Annotated in this window: 1 protein-coding gene; it reads left to right on the top strand. The window is 39.3% G+C overall.

The window, feature by feature from the left end:
- Positions 1-391: 391 nt before the first annotated feature.
- Positions 392-787 (top strand): hypothetical protein (locus HP401_RS29495; RefSeq protein ID WP_173607625.1); only part of this gene is annotated, 396 nt, incomplete at its 3' end.

Consider the following 787-nt stretch of genomic DNA (forward strand, 5'->3'; position numbering starts at 1 on the left):
TTTCACCAGAAGGCCTCTTTTTTCCTATATTGGTGCCATTTCAACGCTTTGGTATCAATGTCGATCAAAATGCCTTGTTTCCGCGCTTCCTCGATTAGTCTTAACATTCCTTCCCCTGACGTGAAGAACTTCGGCACTCATCCATTACCGTCTGTGGCCCAGTCAGTGAAATCTTCATCGAGATAAGGTTCCCCCCCTAACGTCTCTGCAACTTGCTTGTCCATTCTCCACTTGAAATAGTAAGTTAAGTTGAACTACAGAGTATCTACAACAAACAATTGTTGGGTCAGTTTATTCATGTTTTAACTATTAAATAAGGTATTTCTTGCAGAAAAATGTTGTTAAATTTTGTATATACATGTAACATTTAGTGTAATCCGAAAACTAGGAGATGACAGATGTGAAAAAGTTTGCTCAAGCAGCTTTGCTTGCATTACTCACTGCATCTTTTGTTATTCCAACAGGGGCAGAAGCAGCAAGTTCTCAACAAACTTCTAATACGGTTGTACCTGCTTCAACCAAACAAGTAGAAGATTACTCAAACCTAGGATCAAATGATCCGAGCGGGAATTCTGCAACCTTCAATGTAACTACACCTGGCTATGTTACAGTTAATGTGACACAGAACCATAGTACGAAAACAGCTTACATGTACTATTCAATTGTTACATACCTCCCAGATGGTACTACAACCTCCTATGGCTCTTCAAACATCAAAGGAAATGGCTCTTTTAGCTTCACAACTAGTAAACCACTGCCTGCTGGCGAATATTTCATTCGTTATAAA

This window comes from Brevibacillus sp. HB2.2, assembly GCF_013284275.1.
Taxonomy (GTDB): Bacteria; Bacillota; Bacilli; order Brevibacillales; family Brevibacillaceae; genus Brevibacillus; species Brevibacillus brevis_D.